The organism is Frigoribacterium salinisoli, from assembly GCF_054781095.1.
Map to the genome: position 1 here is coordinate 98281 of NZ_BAAGVB010000004.1, position 22259 is coordinate 120539.

Annotated in this window: 20 protein-coding genes and 2 tRNA genes; 8 read left to right on the top strand and 14 right to left on the bottom strand. The window is 76.9% G+C overall.

Annotated features, from left to right (window positions below):
• Positions 1–12 precede the first annotated feature (12 nt).
• The 4 genes from ACYVHQ_RS10475 to ACYVHQ_RS10490 all read left to right on the top strand — a co-directional run bounded on the left by ACYVHQ_RS10475 (position 13) and on the right by ACYVHQ_RS10490 (position 3248).
• Positions 13–86: transfer RNA gene (locus ACYVHQ_RS10475), tRNA-Met, on the top strand.
• 59 nt (positions 87–145) lie between these two features.
• Positions 146–1351: a type III polyketide synthase gene (locus ACYVHQ_RS10480; RefSeq protein WP_460512765.1), complete on the top strand. Its 1206-nt coding sequence runs from the start codon at positions 146–148 to the stop codon at positions 1349–1351.
• The gene (locus ACYVHQ_RS10485) at positions 1348–2097 is read left to right on the top strand and encodes a methyltransferase domain-containing protein (protein ID WP_460512766.1); all 750 of its coding nucleotides are present in this window, start codon (positions 1348–1350) and stop codon (positions 2095–2097) included. Before ACYVHQ_RS10480 ends, ACYVHQ_RS10485 begins: the two co-directional genes overlap by 4 nt.
• Entirely contained in the window at positions 2091–3248 is a 1158-nt protein-coding gene (locus ACYVHQ_RS10490; protein ID WP_460512767.1) for an FAD-dependent oxidoreductase, read from the top strand. Before ACYVHQ_RS10485 ends, ACYVHQ_RS10490 begins: the two co-directional genes overlap by 7 nt.
• An 826-nt stretch (positions 3249–4074) precedes the next feature.
• Here ACYVHQ_RS10490 and ACYVHQ_RS10495 read toward each other — a convergent pair.
• Entirely contained in the window at positions 4075–4947 is an 873-nt protein-coding gene (locus ACYVHQ_RS10495; protein ID WP_460512769.1) for a UbiA family prenyltransferase, read from the bottom strand.
• A 91-nt stretch (positions 4948–5038) separates the two neighbouring features.
• Positions 5039–5365, bottom strand: a complete 327-nt coding sequence (locus ACYVHQ_RS10500; RefSeq protein WP_460512770.1) for a DUF3072 domain-containing protein — start codon at positions 5363–5365, stop codon at positions 5039–5041.
• A 130-nt stretch (positions 5366–5495) separates the two neighbouring features.
• Between ACYVHQ_RS10500 and ACYVHQ_RS10505 the strand changes: the two genes are divergently transcribed.
• From ACYVHQ_RS10505 to ACYVHQ_RS10515, 3 genes are read left to right on the top strand one after another with little or no spacing between them, the layout of a single operon-like run.
• The gene (locus tag ACYVHQ_RS10505) at positions 5496–5942 is read left to right on the top strand and encodes an FAS1-like dehydratase domain-containing protein (RefSeq protein ID WP_460512772.1); all 447 of its coding nucleotides are present in this window, start codon (positions 5496–5498) and stop codon (positions 5940–5942) included.
• On the top strand, positions 5939–6370 hold the full coding sequence (locus ACYVHQ_RS10510; protein ID WP_460512774.1) for a MaoC/PaaZ C-terminal domain-containing protein: 432 nt from the start codon (positions 5939–5941) through the stop codon (positions 6368–6370). Before ACYVHQ_RS10505 ends, ACYVHQ_RS10510 begins: the two co-directional genes overlap by 4 nt.
• Positions 6367–7461 carry a UDP-N-acetylmuramate dehydrogenase gene (locus ACYVHQ_RS10515; protein ID WP_460512776.1) on the top strand — a complete coding sequence of 365 codons (1095 nt, stop codon included), beginning with the start codon at positions 6367–6369 and terminating at the stop codon, positions 7459–7461. The genes ACYVHQ_RS10510 and ACYVHQ_RS10515 overlap by 4 nt, the downstream gene beginning before the upstream one ends.
• 132 nt (positions 7462–7593) lie before the next feature.
• Here ACYVHQ_RS10515 and ACYVHQ_RS10520 read toward each other — a convergent pair whose 3' ends face one another.
• From ACYVHQ_RS10520 to ACYVHQ_RS10575, 12 genes are all read right to left on the bottom strand, one after another.
• Entirely contained in the window at positions 7594–8229 is a 636-nt protein-coding gene (locus ACYVHQ_RS10520) for a response regulator (protein ID WP_460513181.1), read from the bottom strand.
• Between the two features lie 59 nt (positions 8230–8288).
• A complete protein-coding gene (locus tag ACYVHQ_RS10525) occupies positions 8289–9656 on the bottom strand; it encodes a sensor histidine kinase (protein ID WP_460512777.1) in 1368 nt (455 codons plus the stop codon).
• A 19-nt stretch (positions 9657–9675) separates the two neighbouring features.
• On the bottom strand, positions 9676–10482 hold the full coding sequence (locus tag ACYVHQ_RS10530; protein ID WP_460512779.1) for an ABC transporter permease: 807 nt from the start codon (positions 10480–10482) through the stop codon (positions 9676–9678).
• Positions 10479–11399, bottom strand: a complete 921-nt coding sequence (locus ACYVHQ_RS10535; RefSeq protein WP_460512781.1) for an ABC transporter ATP-binding protein — start codon at positions 11397–11399, stop codon at positions 10479–10481. Before ACYVHQ_RS10535 ends, ACYVHQ_RS10530 begins: the two co-directional genes overlap by 4 nt.
• Before the next feature lie 155 nt (positions 11400–11554).
• A complete protein-coding gene (locus tag ACYVHQ_RS10540; RefSeq protein ID WP_460512783.1) occupies positions 11555–13798 on the bottom strand; it encodes an Ig-like domain repeat protein in 2244 nt (747 codons plus the stop codon).
• A 316-nt stretch (positions 13799–14114) separates the two neighbouring features.
• Positions 14115–14777 (bottom strand): hypothetical protein, encoded by a 663-nt coding sequence (locus ACYVHQ_RS10545; RefSeq protein ID WP_460512785.1) that lies wholly within the window; start codon positions 14775–14777, stop codon positions 14115–14117.
• Complete coding sequence (locus ACYVHQ_RS10550; protein WP_460512787.1) at positions 14774–16213, bottom strand: phenylacetate--CoA ligase family protein; 1440 nt, start codon at positions 16211–16213, stop codon at positions 14774–14776. Before ACYVHQ_RS10550 ends, ACYVHQ_RS10545 begins: the two co-directional genes overlap by 4 nt.
• The gene (locus tag ACYVHQ_RS10555; protein WP_460512789.1) at positions 16210–16818 is read right to left on the bottom strand and encodes a flavodoxin family protein; all 609 of its coding nucleotides are present in this window, start codon (positions 16816–16818) and stop codon (positions 16210–16212) included. The genes ACYVHQ_RS10550 and ACYVHQ_RS10555 overlap by 4 nt, the downstream gene beginning before the upstream one ends.
• The gene (locus tag ACYVHQ_RS10560) at positions 16815–17402 is read right to left on the bottom strand and encodes an anthranilate synthase component II (RefSeq protein WP_460512790.1); all 588 of its coding nucleotides are present in this window, start codon (positions 17400–17402) and stop codon (positions 16815–16817) included. The genes ACYVHQ_RS10555 and ACYVHQ_RS10560 overlap by 4 nt, the downstream gene beginning before the upstream one ends.
• Positions 17399–18883, bottom strand: a complete 1485-nt coding sequence (locus ACYVHQ_RS10565; protein WP_460512792.1) for an anthranilate synthase component I family protein — start codon at positions 18881–18883, stop codon at positions 17399–17401. The genes ACYVHQ_RS10560 and ACYVHQ_RS10565 overlap by 4 nt, the downstream gene beginning before the upstream one ends.
• Positions 18880–20646, bottom strand: coding sequence for a thiamine pyrophosphate-binding protein (locus ACYVHQ_RS10570; RefSeq protein WP_460512794.1), 1767 nt, complete (start codon positions 20644–20646; stop codon positions 18880–18882). Before ACYVHQ_RS10570 ends, ACYVHQ_RS10565 begins: the two co-directional genes overlap by 4 nt.
• A gap of 166 nt (positions 20647–20812) precedes the next feature.
• Positions 20813–22018 (bottom strand): pyridoxal phosphate-dependent aminotransferase, encoded by a 1206-nt coding sequence (locus tag ACYVHQ_RS10575; protein WP_460512796.1) that lies wholly within the window; start codon positions 22016–22018, stop codon positions 20813–20815.
• A 168-nt stretch (positions 22019–22186) separates the two neighbouring features.
• On the opposite strand from ACYVHQ_RS10575, the gene ACYVHQ_RS10580 reads away from it, so the two are divergent.
• Positions 22187–22259: transfer RNA gene (locus tag ACYVHQ_RS10580), tRNA-Trp, on the top strand.

Sequence of the window (22259 nt, forward strand, 5' to 3'; positions counted from 1 at the left end):
GGCGCCGACCGCGGCGGGGTAGCTCAGTTGGTCAGAGCACACGGCTCATAATCGTGGTGTCGCGGGTTCAAGTCCCGCCCTCGCTACATCCGAGGCCCGGTCCCCCGAGGGGCCGGGCCTCTTCCTTCTCCCGTACGCTGAGACGATGCCCGTCCACCTCCGGAGCATCGGGACGGCCCTGCCGCCCACGGTGCTGACCCAGGACCACGTCCGCGACGTCTTCGCCCGGCAGCCCGACCTCACCAAGCTCGGCCGCCGCCTCGTCGGGGCGGTCTTCGACGCGGCCGGCATCGACACCCGTCACTCGGTGCTCGACGAGCTCGGCGCCGCCGAGCCGGAGCTCGACCTGGGCGCGGACGCGACGGGCCCCGTCTACCTGGACCGGGCCTCCGGCGACATCCTCACGCCGGGCACCGGCGCGCGGAACGCCACCTACGTCGAGCGGGCACCGGGCCTCTTCGAGGGCGCGGCCCGCGAGGCGCTCGAGGCCGCCGCCGGACTCGGGGCGGCCGACGTGACGCACGTGGTCACGGTCTCGTGCACGGGCTTCTTCGCCCCGGGGCCGGAGTTCCTGCTCGTCCGGGCGCTCGGCCTGGCCGAGTCGACGCAGCGCTACCACCTGGGCTTCATGGGCTGCTTCGGGGCCTTCCCGGCGCTGCGGGCCGCGCGCGACTTCTGCCTCGCCGACCCCGACGCCGTCGTGCTGGTGGTGTGCGCCGAGCTCTGCACGCTGCACCTGCACAGCGGCAGCGACCCCGACACGATCGTCGCGAACTCGGTCTTCGCCGACGGCGCGGCCGCAGCCGTGGTCACCGCCCGGCCGGCGCCGGCGGGCACGACGGTGCTCGACCTCGACGCGTTCGAGACGATCCTCACGCCCGTCGGCGAGGGCGACATGGCCTGGTCGATCGGCGACCAGGGCTTCGACATGGTGCTCAGCAGCTACGTCCCGCACATCATCGAGGAGCACGTCGAGCTGGCCCTCGCTCCGCTCTTCGCCCACGAGCCGGCCTTCGCCGACGAGCCCTGGGGCGACGTCGAGCACTGGGCCGTGCACCCGGGCGGGCGGAGCATCCTGGACCGGGTCGAGTCCCAGCTCGCCCTCTCCGAGGCCCAGCTGGCGTCGTCCCGGCAGGTGCTGCGCGAGCACGGCAACATGTCGAGCGCGACCGTCCTGTTCATCCTCCGCCGGATCCTCGAGGGCCGCGACGCGCAGGAGGCCGGGGCGACGTCCGCGACGGAGCTCCCGCCCGCCCCGGGCCCGCGTCCCGGCGCCGGTCGGGTCTGCGCCATGGCGTTCGGCCCCGGCCTCACGGTCGAGAGCGCCCTCCTCACCCGGCGGACGGCGTGACGAGCACCCGGCGGGTGCCCGAGGCACCGGTCCGGGTGCAGCTCGGTCGGCGCGAGACCGACCTCGCCGAGCTGATGGACGACCCGGACTGCGACCTCGAGCAGCTGCGCCTCACCTACGAGCGCTTCGACGTCGTGAACCGGCTGGTGTCGGGCTGGCGGCGCACGTGGCGGCGGCACGTGGTGCCCCTGGCCGTGGAGGCGGCGGGCGCCGGGCGCCGACTGCGGCTGCTCGACGTGGGCTCGGGCGGCGGCGACGTGCCCCGGGCCTTCGCCCGCTGGGCGGCCCGCTCCGGCCTGCCGGTCGACGTGACGGCCGTCGACCCGGACGCCCGGGCGCACGCCTTCGCGACGGGCCGACCCACCGGGGGAGTGACCTTCCGGGCCGCCTCCAGCGCGGACCTCGTCGCCGAGGGCGCCCGCTTCGACGTCGTGACCTCGAACCACGTGCTGCACCACCTCGACGACGCCGCGCGAGCGGCGGTCCTCGCCGACAGCGAGCGCCTCGCCGAGCGCCTCGTGCTGCACGGCGACCTCGAGCGCGGTCGTCTCGCCTACGCGGCGTGGTGGGCGGGGACCCTCCCGGTGCGCCGGTCGTTCCTCCGCACCGACGGGCTGCGCTCGATCCGACGCAGCTGGACCGCCGCCGAGCTGCGGGCCGTCGTGCCGCCGGGCTGGCGCGTCGAGCGGCAGCGTCCCTGCCGCCTCCTGCTCGTCCACGAGGTCCCCGGGAGCGCACCGTGCTGACCCACGACGTGCTCGTCGTCGGCGGGGGGCCGGTCGGTGCCTTCACGGGTGCCCTCCTCGCGGACCTCGGCCTCGACGTCCGGGTGTGGGAGCGGCGCAGCGAGGAGCCCTCGCTCAGCCGTGCCATCGGCGTGCACCCGCCCTCGCTCGAGGCGTTCGACCGGCTCGGCGTCGCCGACGCGCTCGTCGCCGAGGCCGTCACGGTGCGCCGCGGCGTGGCCGTCAGCGGTGGGCGCAGGCTCGGCACGGTGCCCTTCGACCGCGTCTCGGCGACGCACCCCTACGTCGCGGCCCTCCCGCAGCACCGCACCGAGAGCCTGCTCCGCGAGGCGCTCGCGGTCCGCTCTCCCGAGGCCCTCGTCACCGGTGTCGAGGTCGGCACCGTCACGGAGGGGCCCGAGTCCGTCGTCGTCCGCGGCGTGCGCGACGGCGAGCCCGTCGAGGCCGCGGCGCGCTTCGTGGTCGCCGCCGACGGCTGGAAGAGCACGGTCCGCCGCAGGCTCGGCGTCCGCAGCGCGACCCGTCGGTACCCGGACTCGTTCGTGATGGGGGACTTCCGGGACGACTCCGGCCACGGCTCGGACGCCGTGGTGCACCTCGAGCGCGAGGGCGTGGTCGAGTCGTTCCCGCTGCCGGGGGGCGTGCGGCGGTGGGTGCTGCACGTCGACGGGCCCGTGCGCGACCCCTCACCCGAGGCCCTGGCCGCCGAGATCGCGGTCCGCGTCGGCGGCGTCGTCGACCCCACGACGAACAGCATGCTCAGCGGCTTCTCGGTCCGGCGTCGCTTCGTCGAGACGATGGCGCTCGGGCGCGTGCTGCTCGTCGGGGACGCGGCCCACGAGATCAGCCCGATCGGCGGGCAGGGCATGAACCTCGGGTGGGCCGACGCGGTGGCCGCCGCCGACGAGCTGCGGGCGGCGCTCCGCGTGGCGGGCGGGCGTCGGCACGACCCGGCGCGCTTCGCGGCCTTCTCGTCGACCCGGCTGCGTGCCGCGCGTCGTGCCGCCGCGCAGGCCGAGCTCAACATGGCCCTCGGGCGTCCCGCGAGCGGACCGGCCCTCGCCGCGAAGCGGGCCGGCCTCGGCCTGGCCCTCACGCTGCCCACCCGGCGTGCCCTCGCCCGTACCTACGCGATGTCCTGGGGCCGGTAGCCGGCCCCCGGTCCCCGGTCCCTGGCCCGCCGGTCCCCGTCGCCGGTGGCCCCCGTCGCCGGTGGCCGTCGCCGGTGGACGGTGGCTCGTCGTTCGTGGTTCCCGGCGGAAAAGGCGACCGCCAGGAGCCCCGTGGGGGAGCACCAGTCGCCCAGCACGGCGTGTCGGCCGGAGACTGTCGCGTTCGGCGGGGCAGGAGGGGCGGCGGGGCAGGGCGCAACTCGCAGGCCGGCTCCCCCGTCGGAAAAGGCGACCACCGGACGGCGGCAGGAGGGCGCATGCCCCCGCAGGGCGGCGTGTCGGAGTGAGGTTGTCGCGTTCGGCGGGACGGGAGGCGCGGCGGCGCAGGAGGTTCGGCGGGGCGGGAGGTGCGGCAGGACGCAGCTCACTGCCGGGCCCCTTCGTCGTAAAAGGCGACCGTCGGGCCGTGCCAGGAGGTCGGGAGCCCGGACTGGGCGGCGTGTCGGAGTGAGGTTGTCGCGTTCGGCGGGACGGGAGGCGCGGCGGGGCAGGAGGGTGGGCGGGGCGGGAGGTGCGGCAAGACGCGGCTCACTGCCGGGCCCCTTCGTCGTAAAAGGCGACCGTCGGGCCGTGCGAGGAGGTCGGGAGCCCGGACTGGGCGGTGTGTCGAGGTGAGGTTGTAGCGTTCGGCGGGACGGTCAGCGCGGCGGCGCAGGAGGTGCCGCGGGGCGGACAGCGCGGCGGTGCAGGAGGTGCGGACAGCGCGGTGGGGCAGGAGGTGCGGCCCCCAGGGGGGAGCTGCGGGCCGGGTCGGCGTCGGGACCGGCCCTCGAGACCGGCCCTCCCCGCCGGCCTCGCGACGGGGCTAGGCGACGAGGCGCGTGCCGCTGAGGCCGAGCGACAGTGCGACGAGCAGGGCGGCCGCCATGACGAGCCGGAACGTGGTGCGGCTCGGCGGCCGCCAGATCGCGAGGCGCACGCCCACGGCGGCGATGCCCATGACGCCGACGGCACCGAGGAGGGCGACGAAGGTCGACGCACCGCCCGGGCCCACCGGTCCGCCCACCTGGCCGACGACGACGAGGCAGCCGGCGCCGAGCAGCGCACCGAACGCGACGACCCCGCTGCGCACGCGGCCGATCCGGTGCGGCAGGCCCGAGACGCCGGTGCGCGCGTCGTCGTCGAGGTCGGGCAGCACGTTCGTGAAGTGCACGGCGACGCCGAAGACGGCACCGACGCCGACGGCCCACGCGGCAGGAGCCGCGGGCGGCGAGGACGCGAGCGTCACGACGGCGGGCAGCAGCCCGAAGCTGACCACGAACGGCACCACGGAGGCCGCCGTGCGCTTCAGGCCCACGTCGTAGGCGAGGCCGGAGAGCACGAGGACGGTGTGCGCGACCCCGGCCGCGGGGCCGAGCAGGAACGACAGGAGGAGCGCGACGACCAGGCAGGCCAGGGCGGCCGTCCGCACGGTCGCGGGAGACACGTCGCCGCGCACGACGGGCTTGTCGGTGCGACCGACGGCGCGGTCGCGGTCGGCGTCGATCCAGTCGTTCGCCAGGCCGATCGAGAGCTGACCGAAGAGCACGGCGAGAGCCACGAGGACGGTGCGCCCGGGATGGTGGCCGACCGCCACGGAGAGGACGACGGCGAGCACCGTCACGAGGACGGTCGGCCCGGGGTGCGACGACAGGGCGACGGCGCGCAGTCGGGCGGGCAAGGGGGCGGCGGTGGTCATGGGGCTCCGTCGTCGGGGTGCGGTCGTCGGCGGTCCGGGCTCGGCGGCCGCGGGCGTCGTCGCCGCCCGCCCGGCGACGACGCGGGCGGGCTCAGGCCCCGCGACCCGTCTTCTGCTGCAGTCGGTCGATGTGCTCGCTGGCCTCGGCCTTGGTCATGTCGGCGGGGAGCTCCTCGCCGGCCTCGCGCGCGAGCGTGTCGAGGTAGCTCTTCTGCGGCCCGGTGATCGGCTCGTCGCCCGTCACCCAGTCGTCAGGGTCCTTCGAGGCGGTGGTGGAGGAGTCGGGGCGCGCGCCGCCGAGGGTCTCGCCGGGCTCGGCCGCACCCCCCGCGTCGGGGGCGTCGGCCTGGGAGGGCTCGGCCTCGGCCGCAGCCGGGTCGACGGGCGTGATGTCGGGATCGATGTTCGCGTCGCTCATGTCGTGGACGCTACGCCCGACCACCGACGCCCGCCCGTGCGGCGGGCCCGCGCGCGCACCGGCCCCCGCTCGCGACGACGGTCCTCCGGCCCGCCCCGGGAGGTCGGTGGTCCCGCCTAGACTCGTCGCCGTGCCAATCAACCCAGATCTGCAGGGGCGGGCGTTCCCGCCGACGCCGCCCTACCTGGTGGGCCGCGAGAAGGTGCGCGAGTTCGCCCGCGCGACCGGCTCGACGAGCCCCCTCTCGCTCGACCCCGACGCGGCCCGCGCGGTCGGCCACGCCGACGTCGTGGCGCCGCCGACCTTCGCGGTCGTCGTGCAGGAGGCCACGTTGGCGCAGCTGCTGGCCGAGCCCGACGCGGGCATCGACTTCGGGCAGGTGGTCCACGGCGAGCAGCGCTTCAGCTACAGCCGCCCGATCGTCGCCGGCGACGAGCTCACGGCCACGCTGACCGTGACGAGCGTCAAGGCGCTCGGCGGCAACGCCATGGTGACGGCCGCCTCCGAGATCGTCGACGCGGCGGGCGAGCACGTCGTCACCGCGACGTCCACCCTCGTCGTGCGGGGCGACTCGTGAGCGCCGCCGAGGTCGGCGAGGTCGTCGCCGAGACGACGTACGCACTGGACCGGGGCTCCCTCGTCCGCTACGCCGGGGCCTCCGGCGACTTCAACCCCATCCACTACCGCGACGACGTCGCCGCGTCCGTGGGCCTGCCCGGCGTGCTCGCGCACGGCATGCTCACCATGGGCCTCGCCGTGCAGCCGGTCGTCGCGTGGCTCGAGTCGATCGCCGACCCGGGCCAGGCCCCGGGCTGGGTCACGGACTACCAGGTGCGCTTCACGCGGCCGGTCGTCGTCGACCCCGAGGCCGGCGCCGAGGTCACCGTCACGGCGAAGCTCGCCCAGGTCGACGACGACGGCGCGACCGGGCGCATCGACCTCACCGTGACCGCTGCCGGGCAGACCGTGCTGGGCAAGGCGCAGGTGCGGGTGGCGTTCGCGTGACGACGGCCCTCGCCGAGCTCACCACGCTGCGCGTGGGCGGCGAGCCCACGAGGCTCGTCGAGGTCACGACCACGGACGAGCTCGTGGCCGCCGTGCACGACGCGTGGAGCGACGGCGAGCCGTGGTTCCCGCTCGGCGGGGGCTCGAACACGCTCGCGGCCGACGGCCCGATCGACGCGACGGTCGTGCGCGTGCTCACCCGCGGCGTCGAGCGCGTGCCCTCCGACGACGGCCTCGTGCACCTGCGCGTCGCCGCGGGCGAGCCGTGGGAGGACCTCGTGGAGCGCACCGTCGCCGACGGGCTCAGCGGCCTCGAGGCGCTGAGCGGCATCCCGGGGTCCACGGGGGCCTCCCCGATCCAGAACATCGGCGCCTACGGGCAGGAGGTCGCCTCGACGATCGTGTCGGTCGACTTCCTCGATGACGACACCGGCGAGTTCGTGCGCATCCCGGCCGCGAACCTCGGCCTCGGCTACCGCACGAGCATCTTCAAGCAGGGGCGCCGCGGCGTGGTCACCGCCGTCGAGTTCGCGCTCGCCGACGAGTCGGGGCTCAGCCGGCAGGTGGCGTACCCGCAGCTGGCCACCGCCCTCGGCGTCGAGCTGGGCGCGCGGGTCCCCGTGGCCGAGGTGCGCGAGGGCGTGCTCGCCCTGCGCCGGGCCAAGGGCATGGTGCTCGACGCGAGCGACGCCGACACGACCTCCGCCGGGTCCTTCTTCACCAACCCGATCGTCTCGCGCAGCACCGCGGCCGAGCTGCCCGCCGAGGCGCCCCGCTGGGCGACCGAGCCCGAGCCCGCCGACGTGGTCGTGCCGCTGGGCGAGGAGCCCGCCGCGCCGCCGCCTCCCGGCGAGGGCCGGGTCAAGCTCAGCGCCGCGTGGCTGATCGAGCGGGCGGGGGTCCGTCGCGGCTTCGCCCTGCCCGGGTCCCGCGCCGCGGTGTCGTCGAAGCACACGCTCGCGCTCACCAACCGTGGCGGCGCGACCGCCGACGAGGTCGCCGAGCTGGCCCGCTTCGTGCAGGCCCGCGTCGCGAGCGAGTTCGGGGTGCTCCTGCACCCCGAGCCCGTGCTGGTCGGCTTCACGCTGTAGCCCCGCCGCGCCCCGCCGCGCCGCGCCGCGCCGCGCCGCGCCGCGCCCCGCCGCGCCGCGCCCCGCCGGGCCCCGCCGGGCCCCGGGCACGCCGGGGCCCCGCGGGCACGCGGGGGCGCGGGGGCGGGACCGTCAGCGGGGCGCCGTGGGCAGCCAGCCGCGCTCGAGGGCGAGCGTGACGGCCCGGGTCCGGTCGTCGACGCCGAGCTTCTCGAAGGTGCGCAGCAGGTGCGTCTTCACGGTGGCCTCGCCGATGAAGAGCCGTCGACCGATCTCGGGGTTGGAGCAGCCCGCGGCGACCAGGGCGAGCACCTCGGTCTCGCGGGGCGTCAGGGGCGTGCGGGGCGCCTCCTGCCGTCGGGCCCGGCCGACCAGGGCCGCGGCCATCGACGGGGCCAGGGCGACCTGGCCGGCCACGACGGACCGGAGGCCGGCGAGCAGTTCCGCCTCGGGAGCCGCCTTGAGCAGGTACCCGCTGGCGCCGGCCTCGATGGCCGCGAGGATGTCGTCGTCGGACTCGTAGGTGGTGAGCACGACGACCCGCGCCTCCGGCAGCTCGGCGCGCAGCCGGACGGTCGCGCCGACCCCGTCGAGGACGGGCATGCGCAGGTCGAGCAGCACGAGCCCGGGGCGGAGCCGCAGCGCCAGCTCGACCGCCTCGAGGCCGTCGGCCGCCTGCCCGACCACCTCGAAGTCGGGCGTGGTCGCGAGCAGGCTCGCCACGCCCTGGCGCACGATGGGGTGGTCGTCGGCGACGAGCGTCCGCACGCGGGCGGTCGGGGCCGGTCCGGAGGCCCGGGTCGCGTCGGCCGCGCCCTGGTCGCCCGTCACGCGCCGGGTCCCCGGGTCGGCGGGACGGCGACGGGCAGGCGGGCCGAGACCGTCGTGCCGGCCGACGACGAGGCGACCTCGAGGCGCCCGCCGGCCAGCGCGAGCCGCTCCGCGAGCCCGTCGAGCCCGAAGCCGGAGCGCGGGGCGGCGGTGTCGAAGCCCGTGCCGTCGTCGGCGACCGAGAGCACGACGTCGTCGCCGTCCCGGAGGAGCGCGACGCGGGCCGTGGCGGGGCCGGCGTGCTTGCGGACGTTGGCCAGGGCCTCCTGCGCGCAGCGGACGAGCACGACCTGGACGTCGCGCGGCACGTCGCCCGGCCCGGTCGGCGTCGGGAGCCCGCCGAGCCCGACCGGCCCGGTCTGCGTCGCGGGCGCGACGTCGAGGTCGACGGGCACGCCCGACTCCCGCGTGAACCGCTCCACGACGCGCCGGAGGGCGACGACGAGGCCCGTGCCGTCGGGGCCCGGCGAGGCGGTCGCGGCCACGAGGGTGCGCGCCTCGGTGAGGGCGTGACGGGCGGCGTCCTCGATGAGGTCGAGGCGTGCCCCGGCGGCGGCGACGTCGCCGGTGGCGAGGGATCCCCGGGACTGCTGCGCCAGCATGACGAGCCCGGTCAGGCTCTGGGCGATGGTGTCGTGGATCTCGCGGGCGAGGCGCTCGCGCTCGGCGACCGTGCCGTCGTCGCGGGACCGCGCCGCGAGCTCGGCCTGCGCCGCGCGGAGCTCGGCGAGCAGCCGTCCGCGTTCTTCGCCGACGCGGGCGATGCTCGTGATCCACAGGCCGAGCGCGAGGCTGAAGGCGAACGACAGCGCCTGGCTGGTCACGGCGGTGACGAGGGCGTCGCGCGTCGTCCCGACGGACAGCAGGAACCCGGCCCCGACGGAGAGCGACAGGAGGGCCGAGGCGCCGATCGCCTGCGCGGCGCGCGGCACGAGGTTCCAGAGCAGCGGCATGAGGAACGCCTGCTGCACGGCGAGCTGGGGGAGCGCGGCAGCGGCCAGGAGGCCCGTGGCGAGGACCGCGAGGACGGCGACGAGGGCGGGGGCGGTGACCCGGTCGACCCCTCCCCGGAGCGCCGGACGGGCGAGGAGCAGCCAGGTGGCACCGGGTGCCAGTGCGGCGACGGGTGCCCACGGCGGGGCGTCCCGGGCGACCGCGACCAGCACGAGCGACACGACGACGGTGGCCGCGGCGCCGGCGTCCCAGCCCCACGGGGTCGACGTCGCGCTCCGGGCCGACGTCGCGGTCGCGGTCGACGTCGGCGTCGACGCCGGGAACGGGGCCGCGGTCGGTGCGACCGTGGTCGACGCCGGGGACGACGGTCGCGCGTCGGACGCGCCCCGCGCCTCCTGCCCCGTGGTCATGACGCCACCGTAGCGCGCGTCACGCGTCGGTCCTGGTCCAGCGGAAGGTCAGCCGGGCCAGGACGGCGCCGATCACGACGAACCCGCCGAGCACCCCGAGCACGAGCGGCAGGTCCCAGCTGCCCCCCGGTTCGAGCGTCGCGAACCCCTCGGGCAGGAACGCGCTGCGCAGCCCCTGGGCGATCCAGCGCAGCGGGAAGGAGCTCGACACGACCTGCAGCCACTCGGGCAGCTGCGTGAAGGGCAGGTAGACGCCCGAGACGAACTGCAGCACGACCGTGACGGGCACGACGACGGCGGTGGCCGCCCGCCCGCTGCTGGGCACGCGCGACAGCGCGACGCCGAGCAGGGCCGACGCGGTGATGCCGAGGAGGTACACGGCGGCGAGGCGTCCCCAGCGCTCAGGCTCGGTCGGCAGCTCGACGCCGAAGGCGACCCGGGCGACGACGAGCAGCACGACCACCTGCACGGCGCTCGTCACGAGGACCTGCCCCGCCTTGCCGAGGACGTAGGACGATACCGGCAGGGGCGTGCCCGCCAGGCGCTTGAGGGTGCCGTCGCCGCGCTCGGTGGCGATGTCGACCGCGAGGCCCTGCACGCCCGAGAGGAGGATGCCGGCGGCGATCATGCCCGGCAGGTAGTAGGCGGCGGCGGTGACGGCGAGGCCGTCGGCGTCCGAGCCGAAGGACTGCTCCGAGAAGGCCACCGAGAACACGGCGAGCAGCAGGACGGGGAACGCGAAGGTGAAGAAGACCGTGTCGGCCGAGCGGGCGTAGAGGCGGACCTCGTGGCGCGCCCGGGCGAGGCCGAGGGCGAGCGCGTTCACGGGGCCACCGCCTCGGTGCCGCGGGCCGGGGCGCCCGGATCGGGTGCGCCTCCCGTCCCGGCGCCCGGGGAACCGGCCCCCGCCCCGACGAGCTCGAGGTAGACGGTCTCGAGGTCGGGCCGGTGCACCTCGAGGCCCTCGGGCTCGCCGCCGTCGGCGTGCAGCCGGGCCACGAGGGCGGCCGGGGCGTCGGTGCGGACCTCGTGCGGTCCGGTCGCGTCGTGCCAGGTGACGCGGGGCGTCCTCGCCGCGGGCCCGCCGAGGTCGGCGGGGGTGCCCTCGGCCAGCACCCGGCCCCCGTCGACGACGAGCAGGCGGTCGCTGAGCTGCGCCGCCTCGTCGAGGTAGTGCGTGGTGAGCAGGATGCTCGTGCCCTCGTCCGCGAGGGACCGCACGAGCGCCCAGAAGTCGCGGCGCGCCTCGGGGTCGAAGCCGGTCGTCGGTTCGTCGAGGAAGAGCACCTCGGGCCTGCCGACGATGCCGAGGGCCACGTCGACGCGTCGCCGCTGCCCGCCCGAGAGCGACCGGAGGCGCGCCCCGGCCCGGTCGGTGAGGCCCACCGCGGCGATCACCTCGTCGACGTCGCGCGGGTGGCGCCAGCAGCGTGCGGCGAGCGCGACCTCCTCGCGCACGGTCGCCAGGCCCGCGTCGCCCGAGGACTGCAGGACGATGCCGAGCCGGGACCGCCAGGCGAGGCCTCCCCGGCGCGGGTCGGTGCCGAGCACCCGGACCTCGCCGCCGCTGCGGTCGCGGTGCCCCTCCAGGATCTCGACGATCGTCGACTTGCCGGCCCCGTTCGGGCCGAGCAGGCCCAGCGTCTCGCCGGGGGCGACGTCGAAGGAGACGCCGTGCAGGGCGACCGAGCCGCCGTAGGACTTCGTGAGGTCGCGGACCGTGACCGCGGGTGGGTTCGTCATGGTCCGAGCCTCGCGGGGGAGGCGCGGCGGCGGCACCTCCGACCGGTGCACGGGGCGTCCACCGGTCGGTGGACGCCCCGTGCACCGGGGGCCCGCACGTCCCTGCCCTGCACGGCCCTGCACGTCCCTGCCCTGCACGGCCGTGCCGCTCGGGCTCAGCGGACGGTCACGCGTGCCCGGGAGGAGGTGCTCCCCGCGACGTCGGCCGTGCCGGCCCACGAGACGGCGACGGTGACGGTGCCGCGCTTCGACTGCTTCGGGAGGACGACCGTGAGGCGCCCGCGGTCGGCGCTGCGGAGGGTCGGCGTGGCCACCGTCCTCCCGTTCACGGTGACCGTCAGGCGACCGGTGGGTCGCGGGAGCGCCGCGCTCGCGACGGTCACCCGCACGGAGGGCGCCGTGCCCCGGGCCACCGTGGCCCGGACCGGCGCGACGGTGGTCGTGGAGGTGGCCTTCCGCACGGTCACGGTCTGCGTCGTCGAGGTGGAGCCGAGGAACGACGGGTCGGACGGCGTGAAGGTCGCCACGAGGCGCTGCGTGCCGGCCGGCGTGCCGGAGGGCAGGGTCCAGCTGGCGGTGCCCCGGGAGACCGCGACCGTGGCGACCGCCGTGCCGTTGCGCGTGAACCGCACGCTGCCGGCCGGCACCGTGCCCGCGACGGGCGAGACGGTGGCCGTGAGCGTCGTGCCGGCACCGCCGTGGACCTGCGTCGCGGCGGCCCGGCGCAGCGTGGTGGTCGTGGCGGCGCGGTCGACCGTGACGGTCGTCGACGCCGAGGTGGACGCGGCCTGGGTCGCGTCGTCGGGCGTGAACGAGGCGGTCAGGGCGTGGCGTCCGGCTGCGAGGGTCGTCGGCAGGACCGTGCGCAGGGTGCCGGTGGCGTCGGGGCGGCCCTGGGCGAGGACGGTCGAGCCGTCGCGCAGCGTGATCGTGCCGCGCGGTGCCGCGCCGGAGGCCGTGGCGACGACGGTGGTCGCCGTGGCGGCGGCCCCGCGGTGGGTCTGACGGGTGCGGTCGACCGTGAGCCGGGTGGTCGTCGCGGTCGTGCTGGGCGGCGGTGTCGTCCCGAGGGCCACGTCGAGGACGGCGCCTCCGGTCGGCGAGAGCGACCGGACGGAGACGGTGACGCCCCCGCCCGCGCTCGTGAAGCGCTCGCCCGCGTCGAGGTGCGTGTCGCGCGTCGTGGCGGGCTGGCCGGCGACCGGTCCCGCCGCGAGGACGACGGTGCTCTGCGGCGAGCCGGGCGTGCCGAGGGTGCGGAGCACGCGCACGCCGCCCGTGGCCGGGTCGCTGGTCAGTGCGCACTTCGTGAAGCCGGCGCCGACGCTCGAGCAGCGCGGCTGACGGCGTCCGAGCTCGGTGCTGGTGGCGTCGCGGCCGGCGGCCGTGCGGTACTCGACGACGTACCTCGTGCCGGTCAGCGGGTCGACGACGGTGACCGCGCGGGGACCGGTGCGCCCGTCGAGGGCGCTCAGCACGACGCGCTGGCCGGGGGTGCGGGCCCTGAGCTCGGTGGCGTCGGGCAGCCACCCGGCGAGCACGCGCTGGGGGGCCGAGAGGTGCGGGCGGGCCCCCGGGATCGAGTAGCCCATGATGTCGGAGAAGTCGCCGTACTCCTCGACGGGGCAGGAGGCGCTGCTGCTGCTCGCGTCGGCGGCGGTGCGGTAGTCGCTCGCGGCGCCGTCGGCGACGGTGGTGCTGCGGCACATCGCCGAGCCGGCGTGGCCGAAGCCGAGGTTGTGGCCGAACTCGTGGAGGAGCACGGGCACGCCGAGCTGCTGGCCGAGGCCGTACGAGCTGAAGATCTCGCCGCCGGCGCCGCCGACGGTGCCGAAGGCCCTGGTGCCGCAGGCCTCGCGGGTGAGCACGAGCAGGTGGTCGTTCGTGCCGGCCCAGGCGAAGGAGGCGAAGCGGCCGCCGTGGGCGACCCCGCGCACGGCCTGGAAGACCGCGGTGGGGTCGCACGCGTCCCGTCCGAGCGAGCGCTGCTCGACGGCGGCGAGCTGCACGTCCACGCGCCCGCCGGACTCCTCGGCCCAGAACGCCCGCAGGTCGGCGACCGCACGCTGGACGGAGGCGTCGTCGAGACCGGTGACGGTGTCGTCGGCGGTGCTCGCGGTCGCGGCGACGGTGGTGACGTAGACGCGTTCCACGGTGACGTCGCCGGGGGCGGCGTCGGCGGTCGCCTCACCGCGAGCGCGGGTGCGCTGCGGCACCGGCACGGTGTCGCCGGAGAGGTCGGTCGGGGCGGCGGCCGGTGCCGCGGCCGCGGGGGCCGCGGCCGGGGTGGTCCCGGCGGCCGGGGGCGCGGCGCTGGCGGGCGTCGCGACGAGGCCACCGAGGAGCGCGGCGGTCGCGAGGGCGACCGCCGCGAGGCGGGGCAGGGGTGACGAGGGCATGGTGCTCCAGGCGACCTCCGGGCACACGACGGGGAGCCCGTGCGGGGCGTCGGGGGACGCTCCGGCACGGGCAGCAGAGGTCGTGGCGGTGGGGTCGGGTCGGGCCGGTTCAGGGCTGGTCGAACGGGGGGTGGTGGTGCGCGGGTGTCGGCGCCGGGAGGTCGGGTCGGGTGACGTCCGGGCCGACTGACAGCCTCGCCGGTAGATCGATGACGTGTCACCCCCAGTTCGAGCAGCCCCCCCTTCCGGGAGCCACCCGCGGGGGCGGCCGGGAGCCGGGAGGTCGGCGGGAGCGGCACCTCCGCGCGAGCGGGGCTCACCGCCCCGCCGGGCCCGCGAACACGCTCCACGGCATCGGCACGCCCTCGCGGCGCGCGAGCCAGCTCAGCCCGTGCGCGAGCCGCCCGGGCTCGTTGCAGACGGCGACGTCGGCGAGGCCGACGGCCACGTCGCGGGCCGCCGCCACCGTCGAGGCCGCCGCCCGGTCGAGGCGACGAGCCCGGCGGAGGGCAGGAGGCGCGAGCTCGTCCACGAGGCCCCGCACCTCGGGCAGGGACGCGACCACGACCACCGGCCGGGCCACCGCGTCGGGCGAGCGCACGGCGAGCCCGTAGGTCGGCGTCGGGTGCACGACCACGCCGAGCAGGGCGAGGCAGGGGTCCCAGTGGAACCGCGTCGCGCCCGCGAAGGCGCTGGGGACGAGCGCGGCCGTCGCGCTGCCGTCGCGCACGGCCCGACGGGCGTCGTCGAAGTCCTCGTGCAGCTCGACGTCCACCTGCCCGCCCACCGCGGCGACGACCGCGGCCAAGGACCGCGCCGCGTCGTCGGCGGAGGTCCCCGCCGGCCCCAGGGTGGCCAGGCGCAGGGTGCCCCGCCCGTGCCCGACGGTCGCGAGCGCGAGGGCGACCCCGGGTGCGCCGAGGGCGACCGGGGGCGCGACGGGCGCCCCGGGGGCGACCCGCTCCTCCTGGGCGGTCACGTGTCGATGCCCCGGCGGCGGCCCAGGGCCGTCGCGACCCGGGCCTCGTGGTCCTCGCCCCGGCGGCGGTCCACGACCCGCGCGGCCTTCCAGCTGACGAACGCGCCCGTGCTCACGCGCCCGTCCAGCTCGTCGACCGCCTCGACGTCGCAGTCCACCCCGAACCGCTCGGCGACGCGCTCGCGGACGACCGCGGCCGTCCCGGCCGTCGTCGGACGTGCCGCGGCCGTGGGCTGCAGTCGCACGGTGACCCGGTCGCGGCCGTCGACGACGTCGATCAGCACCTGGTAGCCGAGGCAGCCGCGCACGCCCTCGAGCACGGCGGTCTCGATCTCGGCCGGCGTGGCCGAGCCCTCGCCGAGGGGGACCCCGTCGGCGACCCTGCCGAGCACCTCGACCACCGGCCCCGGCAGCTCGCCGGGACCGCGCGGGGCGTCGTGCAGGTGCACGAGGTCGCCCGTCCGGTAGCGGACCAGGGGCTTGATGCCGTCGGTGAGCATCGTGACGCACAGCTCGCCGCGGCCGCGCGACCCCCTCACCTCGCCCGTCGCGGGGTCGAGCACCTCCGGGAGGTAGTTCAGCTCGGCGAACCGGAGGCGGCGCGAGGGGCAGGCCACGCCCATCACGAGGGCCTCCTGCGAGCCGTAGAGCACGTCATAGGTCGTGGCGCCCCAGAGGTCGTCGAGGTCGGCGGCGAGCGCGGGCGTGCAGATCTCGCCGGTGACGAAGAGGACCTCGACGGCCAGGTCGCGGTGCAGGTCGATCCCCTGCTGCTCGGCGGCCCTGGCGAGGTTGAGCAGGACCCCGGGCGTGGCCACGACGACCTGCACCCGCAGGTCGCGCAGCAGCTCGAGCGCGCGGCGGAAGCCCACGACCGGCGAGTACGGCCAGATCTTGGCGGCACAGGCGCCCACGTCGCGGGCGACGTCGCCGAGCGTGTCGCCGAAGGAGTGGATCTCGGTCGGCCCCATGAGCCCGACGACCGGTCGGGCTCCGCCGAAGTGGCGCGCGAAGACGGCCCGCCACGACGCGGCGACGTTCGCGTTGCTCGTGAGGATCTCGCGCTCGTCACGGGGGCACGGCGTCGGCCTGCCCGTCGTGCCGGTCGTCTCGTAGTAGTACGCCGCCTCGTGGAGCTCGCCCGAGAGGACGTCGTCGAGCTCGCGGCGGAGGTCGTCCTTCGTCGTGAACGGCAGTGCGCGGAGGTCGTCCGGCCGGATCGCGGCCAGGTCGACCCCGGCGAGGTGCCGACGGTAGAAGGGCGATCGGGTGCTCACCTTCTCGAGCACGGCCGCGAGCTGCTCGCGCTGCCAGTCGTCGACGACGGACCGGGGGCCGCCGGTCCACCAGGACCGGTGCACCCGCCCGAAGCGGTCGGCGAGGTCGGCGACCGCCGCGCGGGCGGTCGGCAGGGGGACGGGGGGCGTGGCGGTCATGTCGTTCCTCTCGTGGGGGTGGCGGCCGGGACGAGGCGTCGTGCCACGTCGACCATGCGGTCGACGAGGGCGTCGACGGCCTGGAGGCCCTCCTCGTCGTGGAGGGGCGAGGCGCGGCCGTCGGTGTGGAGGACGGCCGGGAAGCCGCTGCCCGGCAGCACCATGCGGTTGAGCAGCATGTTGTGCTGGAGCTGGGCCACGACCTCGGTGTGCGCGTAGCGGCGGCCCACGACGACGACCCCGCCCACCTTGTCCTCGAGCGGTCGCTCGAAGCGGAGGTGGCCGACGCCGGCGCGCTCGACGAAGGCCTGCATGAGGGAGCTCGTCCCGAAGCCGTGCACGGGCAGGGCGTAGACGACGCAGGAGGCCTCGAGGAGCTGGCCGACGAGGGCCGCGACGTCGTCGTCGACGGCGCAGGGCACCGTGCGGGTCGTGCAGTCGCCGCACGGGCCGCACCCGACGAGGCGGTGGTCGCGGAGGGCGAGGACCCGCAGCTCCGCGCCCTGCCGGGCGAACCTCCTGCGCATGTGCTCGAGCACGGTCGCCGTCGCGCCGCCCGGCCGCTCCGACCCGTCGACCGCGACGACGAGCGGGCCGCCGCTCACGCCGGGCGCCCGTCGACGTGGGTGGCGAAGAACGAGCGGAGCATCGCGAGCCCTCCCTCCGTGAGCACGCTCTCCGGGTGGAACTGCACGCCCTCGACCGGGAGCGTCCGGTGGCGCAGGCCCATGACCGCGCCGTCGTCCTCGGCGACGGCCGTCACGACGAGGTCCTCGGGCAGGTCCTCCTCGCTCACGACGAGGGAGTGGTACCGGGTGACGGTCGTCCCCGGCGCGGCACCCGTGAGGACCCCGCGCCCGTCGTGCCGCAGCGTGCTCGTGTCGCCGTGGCGCGGTGCGGCGGCGCGCACGACGCTGCCGCCCCCCGCGACCGCGATCGCCTGGTGCCCGAGGCAGACGCCGAGCAGGGGCACGTGCCCGCCGAAGCGGCGCACGAGCTCGGGGTGGCCCGACGTCTCGGGGCGCCCCGGCCCCGGGCCCAGCACGAGCGCGCGGGGCTGCACCGCGTCGACGAGGTCGCCGACGTCGGGTCCGCTCCGCACGACGAGGGTCTCGTGGCCCAGCACCTGGAGGTACTGGTCGATCACGTGCACGAAGCTGTCGAGCGCGTCGACGACGACGACGGTCACGCGGGCTCCTCCCCGGTCACGGCCCACCACGGGGCGGCCAGCTTGAGCCAGGTCTCGGCCCACTCGTCCTCCGCCGTCGAGGCGATCACGATGCCCGCCGAGGCGCGCAGCGACCACTCGTCGCCCTCGCGGACGGCCATCCTGATGGCGAGGCCCAGCACGGCCGAGCCGCCGCGGCCCACGAGCCCGAAGGCCCCGGCGTAGAGCCCGCGCGGGGACCGCTCCAGGGCGTCGATGACGGTCATCGCCTCGACCTTCGGCGCGCCCGTCATGGTGCCGGCCGGGAAGCAGGCCCGGACGAGGTCGCCGACGTCGGTGCCGGGCCGCAGCTCGGCCTCCACGGTCGAGACGAGGTGGTGCAGGTGCGAGTACCGCTCCACGGCCAGGAGCTCGGTCACCTCGACCGTCCCGGCGCGGGCGACGCGGCCCAGGTCGTTGCGGCAGAGGTCGACGAGCATGACGTGCTCGGCGCGCTCCTTGGGCACGTGCCGGAGCGGGGCGTCGCCGGGGGCGAGGGGCCCGCCGGGCGCGGGTGCGCCTCCTGCCGTGCCCGCGATGGGGCGCATGGTGGCGCGCCGGCCGTCGCTCCGCACGAACAGCTCGGGGCTCGAGGCCACGACCTGACGCCCGTCGACGGTGAACAGGGCCATGTAGGGCGACGGGTTGCGCGTCGCGAGCCGCGCGTAGACGTCGTGCGGGGCCGCGGTCGAGCGCACGCGCACCGCGTGGCCCAGCTGCACCTGGTAGAGGTCGCCCGCCCGCAGGTGCTCGGCGCACCGCTCGGCCCGCGCGAGGAACTCGTCGCGCGTGAGCTCGTCGACCCACCCGGTCGGCGGCGGCACGTCGGGCAGCCCCTCGGGGCGTCGCCCGGCGCGCCCGAAGGTCCCGCGCAGGCGACGGGTGTCGTCGGCGGACCACCCCGCGCCCTCGTGCACCGTGAGGCGGGCCGACCCGGTCGCCAGGTCGACGACCGCGACGGCGCGCACGATGCTGAACCAGGCGTCAGGAGGCACGTCCCGGCCCCCGTGGGACGCGGGCCTGGGCAGGTGCTCGGCGTACCGCACCGCGTCGTAGGCCCACGCCGTGAAGAGCTCGACGGGCGGCTGCCCCTCGGCCGGCGGGCCGTCGCCGTGCACGACCTCGACGAGCGCCCGGGGCAGGCGCCAGAGGTCGCCCGGGGAGGCGAGGCGCAGCCCCTCGTCGGCCACGCGCACCAGGCCGCGGTCGAGCAGGGCGCCGCGCACGGGTCGCACGAGCCCGGGGGCGCCCGTGAGCTCGACGCTCCCGTCACGGACGGCCACGTCGAGGGCGCCCGAGAGGCCGACGCAGGTCGACCGCACGTCGGTCGACGGCCCCTGCCCGCTCTCGAGCAGGAACGCGCGCTCCGCGCCGTGCTCGGCCGCCAGGGCGGCGTGCACGGCCAGTGCGTCGACCTCGCCGAGCTCGTGGTGCCGGGGGACGAGCAGGGGAGCGGCGGTCACGAGGCGCCTCCCTCGGGGGCAGCGACCGTCGACGCGGTGCCCCGGCTGCGGCTGCGCGCCAGCGCCCGGGCCACCGCGTGGAGGGCCGGCGGGGCGTCGAGGGGGTCCGTCCGCACGACGACGACCTGTGCGCGGTCCCGCGCGGAGAAGGCCGCGGCCAGGGCGGCGCGCAGCTCGCCGTCCGTGGTCGGCGTCGCGACGTCGACGAGGTCGGGCCCGACGACGGCGCGGACGAGCGCCGGCCAGTCCCAGGGCACGACGTCGTGGTGCCGTGCGGACGGGTCGCCGAGCAGCCGCTCGATCGTGTAGCCGCCGTTGTCCACCAGGACGAGCACGATCCGGGCACCCGCGCTGCGCACGAGCCCGAGCTCCTGGAACGTCACCCGCGCGGCACCGTCGCCCACGACCGCGAGCACGCGCTCGTCCGGGGCGGCCAGCGCGGCCCCGAGCGCGGCAGGCAGGGCGAAGCCGATCGCGGCCCAGGTCGTCTGCGACTCGAGGCGCGTGCCGGCGGGCAGGTGGGACGCGAGCACGCCGGAGGTGGCCGTCCCCGGGTCGACGACCACCCGGTGCGCCGGGGGCAGGGTCGCCTCGAGCGCCGCCCAGAGCCGCGCCTGCGTGACCGCGGCGGTCGCGTCCGTCGCGGGTGCCGCCGCGCAGGAGGCCCGCGCGGGTCGGGCGCGGACGGTCCCGCCCGTCCCGGCCGCGCCTCCTGCCGCGACGGCTCGACGCGCGGCCACGAGCGCGGCCGTCGCCACCTCGATCGGCACGCGGACCTCCTCGTCGCCCCAGCGGAGGGCGTCCCGGCCGAGGACGAGCGTCTCCCCGACGGAGAGGTCGTGCGCGAAGCCCGCCGTCGCCGCGTCGGACAGCGTGCCGCCGAGCAGCGCGCGGCCGGACCTCGACTCCACCGCCTCGCGCACCCCCGGCGCGGAGAGCGGGCCCTGGTAGCTCCCCAGCAGGGCGGGGTCGTCGTCGTCGACGGCCGTCCGGCCCGCGGGCAGCACGGCGAGCGGGGTGCCCAGGGCCGCGAGCTCCTCCACGGCGTCGCGCAGGCCGCGGCGGTGCACGAGATGACCCAGCACGACGGTGGCGCGGGGTGCCGCGACGACGAAACGGTGGACGAGGGCGGCGGCGCGGTCGCGGACCTCCTGCGCCACGAGGGCGCCGGTGGCGACGACCGATGGGGACGGCACCGGCAGGTCGACGAGGTCGTGGGGCACCACGAGGACCGCGGGCCGGCGGTCGCGACGCCACGTGGTCAGGGCTGCCCCGAGCGCCTCGGGGCGGTCCGGCGCCACCACGTGCACGGCGGCCCCCGCCTCCGCGGCCACGCGCAGCCAGTGCCCGCCGTCGCCGTCGGCCAGCGAGTGGTGCACCGCCGCCCCGCGCCGCAGGCGGTCCGACGCGGGCGCCCCCACGACGTGGAGCACCGCGACGTCCTCCGCGGCCCAGCCCGCCGCCGCGCCCAGCGCGGAGAGCTCGCCCACGCCGTAGGTCGTGCAGACGACGCCCAGCCCCCGGGCGCGCGCCTGGCCGTCCGCGACGAAGGCGGCGCCCAGCTCGGTGCTGCACCCCGCCCAGAGGAGCCCGGGGGTCGCCTCGAGCGCCTCGAGGAGGCGGAGCGAGTAGTCGCCGGGGACGCCGCTCACGTGCCCGACGCCGGCCTCGGCGACGGCGCGCCAGAGCGCGGCGGCGAGGGGGCGCGAGGGGGGGACGGGGGAGGGCTGGACGTCGGTGCGGACGTCGTCTCGAGCGGACATGGGCACCACTGTGGAGCAGGGCCCATGTCGCACGCAACATCGATGTTCACATATCAGTGGCCGGGGGTCAAGGGCCGGTGGGCCGGTCCGTGATGGGGACGCGGTCCGCCCGGGACCGGCCCGGTGCCGCCCCGGGCGCCCGCCCCCGTCCGTCCGGCCGGACGGCTCAGCGGCGGAACAGGCGCTGCAGGCGCTGGACGCCCTCCAGGAGGGCGTCGTCACCGAGCGCGTACGACAGCCGGAGGTACCCGCTCGGCCCGAACGCCTCGCCCGGCACCGTCGCGACCTCGGCCTGGTCGAGGATCAGGTCGGCCAGCTCGAGGGACGTGGTCGGCGTGACGCCGCCCCACGTGCGACCCAGCAGCCCGGTCACGTCGGGGTAGACGTAGAAGGCGCCCTGGGGGGTGGGGGTGACCACGCCCTCGATCGCGTCGAGCTCGCGCACGATGGTGCGGCGCCGCACGTCGAACGCACGGCGCATCGCCTCGACGTCGTCCTGGGGTCCCGTCAGGGCCGCCAGTGCGGCGCGCTGCGACACGTTCGACACGTTGCTCGTGAGGTGCGACTGGAGGTTCGCCACGCCCTTCGCGACGTCGGCCGGGGCGATGAGCCACCCCACGCGCCACCCCGTCATGGCGTAGGTCTTGGCGACGCCGTTCACCAGGACCACCTGGTCGGCCAGCTCGGGCACGGCCTCGGTGATCGACACGGCGCGCACGCCGTCGTAGGTGAGGTCCTGGTAGATCTCGTCCGTGATCACCCAGATGCCGTGCTCGAGGGCCCAGCGCCCGATCGCCTCGACCTCGTCGCGGGAGTGGACGGCGCCGGTCGGGTTCGAGGGCGAGCAGAAGAGCAGCACCTTCGTGGCGGGCGTGCGTGCCGCCTCGAGCTGCTCGACCGTGACGCGGTAGCCCTGGTCGGCGCCCGCGAAGACCTCGACCGGCACGCCGCCGGCGAGCTTGACCGCCTCGGGGTAGGTCGTCCAGTACGGCGCGGGCAGCAGCACCTCGTCGCCGTCGTCGAGGAGGGCTGCGAAGGCCTGGTAGACCGCCTGCTTGCCGCCGTTGGTGACGACCACCTGCGAGGGGGAGACCGTCGTGCCCGAGACGCGCAGGGTCTTCTCGACGATCGCCTCGCGCAGCTCGGGGAGCCCGGCGGCCGGGGTGTAGCGGTGGTTGCGCGGGTCGCGCGCCGCGGCCGCGGCGGCCTCGACGACCGATCCGGGCGTCGGGAAGTTCGGCTCGCCGGCGGCGTAGCTGATGACCGGCCTGCCCTCGGCCTGGAGGGCCTTCGCGCGCGCGTCGACCTTGAGGGTCGCGGACTCGGCGATGGCGGCGATGCGGGACGAGAGGCGGCGAGCTGTCGTGGTCACGCGGCCAGACTAGCGGCGGACTTGGCACCTGCACCGGTCGTCGCCTACACTCGGACGAGCGGTCCTGACGACCAAGCTTCAGCGCGCCCGTGTCCCTCAGCAGAGCGGCCCGGTGCGCGTCCACTCCCCGTAACCGAGCGGGCGGTGGGCATGTCGCGTCGGGCCCGAAGGGCGGTGGCTCAATTGGTAGAGCAGCGGTCTCCAAAACCGCAGGTTGCAGGTTCGAGTCCTGTCCGCCCTG